Here is a 2727-nt window from a genome sequence, read left to right on the forward strand (position 1 = left end):
AGGCGCTGGCGCTGGCGCAGCCGCAGGTGGCCGCCTTCCTCAAGGATCTCGCCGTGCGCAAGGTGATCGTGGTGCCCGGCAAGATCGTCAACATCGTCGCAGGATGAAAGCCATGAACCGCATGTTCCGTGTCGCGTCGCTGCTCGCCATCGCCCTCGCGCTGAGCGCCTGCGGCTTCCACCTGCGCCGCAACGCCGCGTTGCCGCCGTCGATGGGCAAGGTGCACCTCACCGTGTCGGGCGGCGGCGAGCTGGAACGCGGGCTGGTCCGCGCGCTGGAGAACGCGAACGTCGCCGTGGTGGACAACGCCGGCCCCGGCGTCGCGGAACTGCGCGTGCCGGTGGCCACGTTCGCCAGCCAGTCGCTGACCCAGGGCGGCTATGCGCGCATCACCGAGTACGCGATCCACTACCAGGTGGAGTTCGACGTCGCGGGCGCCGACGGCACGGCCCTGCTGCCGCACCAGCGCATCGACATGCAGCGCGAGTACAGCTACGACTCCACCGACACCGTGGGCAACGCCTCGCAGGTGCAGCAGATCCAGCGCAGCCTGGTCGACGACATGGTGCAGGCGATCATGTTCCGGGTCGAAGCCGCCGGCCGCCACGCGCCGCCTGCTCCGGCACAGGCCGCCGCCGGCAAGCCCTGATGCCGCTGAGCCCCGCGCAATGGCAGAAGGCGCTGGCCGGCGACGCGCTGGCGCCGGTCTACCTGCTCGCGGGCGAGGAACTGCTGGTGCTGGAAGCCGCCGACGCGCTGCGCGCGCAGGCGAAGAAGCTTGGCTATGCCGAGCGCGAAGTGCTCGAAGCCGGCCAGCATTTCGACTGGGACGACCTGGCCCGCGCCGCCGCCGGCATGTCGCTGTTCGCCACGCGCCGCCTGCTCGACCTGCGCCTGCCCACCGGCCGGCCCGGCGTGGACGGCGCCAAGGCGATCAACGAGTTCTGCGCCGACCCGCCGCCCGACGTCACCCTGCTGATCACCGCGATGGAGTGGAGCAGCAAGCACGACGGCGCCTGGAGCAAGAAGCTCGACGCCGCCGGCACCATGGTGGTGTTCAACGCGCCCCGGCCCAACGAATGGGCGGCGTGGATCGGCGCGCGGCTCGCCTCGCGCGGTCTTTCCGCGACGCCCGACGCCGCGGCCCTGCTCGCCGAGCGCGTGGAAGGCAACCTGCTCGCCGCCGCGCAGGAAGTGGACAAGCTCGTCGTGCTGCGCGCGGGCGACGCCAGCCGCATCGACGCGGATGCGATGGAAAGCCTCGTCGCCGACAGCGCCCGCTACGACGTGTTCAAGCTCACCGACGCCGCGCTGGCGGGCGAGGGCGCGCGCGCGCTGCGCATCCTCGCCGGCCTGCGCGCCGAAGGCGACGAACTGATCGCGCTGATGGGCTGGCTGGTGAACCAGCTGCAACTCGCGCTGCGCCTCGCCAACGCCCAGGACCTCGCCGCCCAGGCCCGCGCCGAGCGCCTGTGGCCGGCGCGCGAGCAACTGTTCCGCAAGGCGCTGCGCCGCGCACCACGGGAACACTGGCTGGCCTGCCTCGCGCGCGCCTCGCGCATCGACCGCATCGCCAAGGGCCGCGAACAGGGTGAGCCCTGGCGCGAGGCGGAACGGCTGATCGCGGCGATCGCGGAGCCACGCATGGCGCGGGCGCTGGCATAGGGCTGCACGGATGAACACGCGGCCGCTTGCCGTCTTCGGAGGCACCTTCGATCCCATCCACATCGGCCACCTCACCGTGGCATGGGAAGCAGCGGAGCTGCTGGATGCCGAAGTGCGGCTGATGCCGGCCAACGTGCCGCCCCACCGCGCCTCGCCCCAGGCTTCGCCCGCCGAACGCGTGGCGATGCTGCGCGCGGCGCTGGCCGGCCAGTCGCGGCTGGTGCTCGATGCGCGCGAACTGGAGCGCGACGGCCCCTCGTACACCATCGACACCTTGCGCGAACTGCGCGCCGAGCAGGGCGAACGCCCGCTGGTGCTGCTGCTCGGCGCGGACGCCTTCGCCGGCCTGCCGAACTGGAACCACTGGCGCGAACTGTTCGACTTCGCGCACATCGGCGTGCTCAGCCGGCCTGGCGTGGAAGCCGCACGCCCAGCGGCGCTGGCGGACGAAGTCGCTGCACGCCGCGTCGAGGACGTGTCGGCGTTGCGTGCGCAGCCTTGCGGCAAGCTGATCGAACTCGCGGTGACGCCGCTGGAGATTTCCGCCACCCGCATTCGCGAGCTGCTCGCGGTGGGGCGCGATCCGCGGTATCTGCTGCCGGCGGGGTTGTTTGACGATACGGGGTTGCTGCGGGCTTATCGGCGCTGACGCTTTGGCTGGTTTGTTTGGGTGGGTTTGCTCGCTTGCGCGCGGAGCTAGAGCGGTTTCGTGCCGCTGACGCGGCCCGAGTCACTTTTCTCTTGCGTGGCCAAGAGAAAAGTAACCCAAAGAGAAGGCCACCCCGCGGTGGCGCTTGCCGGGCGTCCTGCCCGGCAAGTGCGTGAGCCGCGGCCGGGCTTTTCGAGCGGGCATCCTGCCCGCGCGAAAAGGCGAGGCCGTCCTGGCCTCGCCCGCTGCGCGGCCTGATCGCCCGCGACTCACCGCCGCCGAGGGGCCCCGAAGAGCAGGCGCGCATCGTGCGCGCCAGAAGCAACAGCGACAGCGACAGCAACAGCAACAGCAACAGCAACAGCAACAGCAACAGCAACAGCAACAGCAACAGCAACAGCAACAGCAACAGC

Annotated in this window: 3 protein-coding genes; all 3 read left to right on the plus strand. The window is 71.0% G+C overall.

The window, feature by feature from the left end:
• Nucleotides 1–112: 112 nt before the first annotated feature.
• Genes lptE through nadD form a run of 3 tightly spaced genes read left to right on the plus strand, consistent with a single transcriptional unit; the run spans nt 113 to nt 2314 of the window.
• Nucleotides 113–649, plus strand: a complete 537-nt coding sequence (gene lptE, locus PCA_RS05425; RefSeq protein ID WP_181301580.1) for an LPS assembly lipoprotein LptE — start codon at nt 113–115, stop codon at nt 647–649.
• Nucleotides 649–1665, plus strand: a complete 1017-nt coding sequence (holA, locus tag PCA_RS05430; RefSeq protein ID WP_181301581.1) for a DNA polymerase III subunit delta — start codon at nt 649–651, stop codon at nt 1663–1665. The genes lptE and holA overlap by 1 nt, the downstream gene beginning before the upstream one ends.
• Nucleotides 1666–1675: 10 nt before the next feature.
• Complete coding sequence (gene nadD, locus PCA_RS05435; protein WP_181301582.1) at nt 1676–2314, plus strand: nicotinate-nucleotide adenylyltransferase; 639 nt, start codon at nt 1676–1678, stop codon at nt 2312–2314.
• Nucleotides 2315–2727: the final 413 nt, after the last annotated feature.

The organism is Rhodanobacter sp. PCA2 (assembly GCF_013620825.1).
Taxonomy (GTDB): Bacteria; Pseudomonadota; Gammaproteobacteria; order Xanthomonadales; family Rhodanobacteraceae; genus Rhodanobacter_A.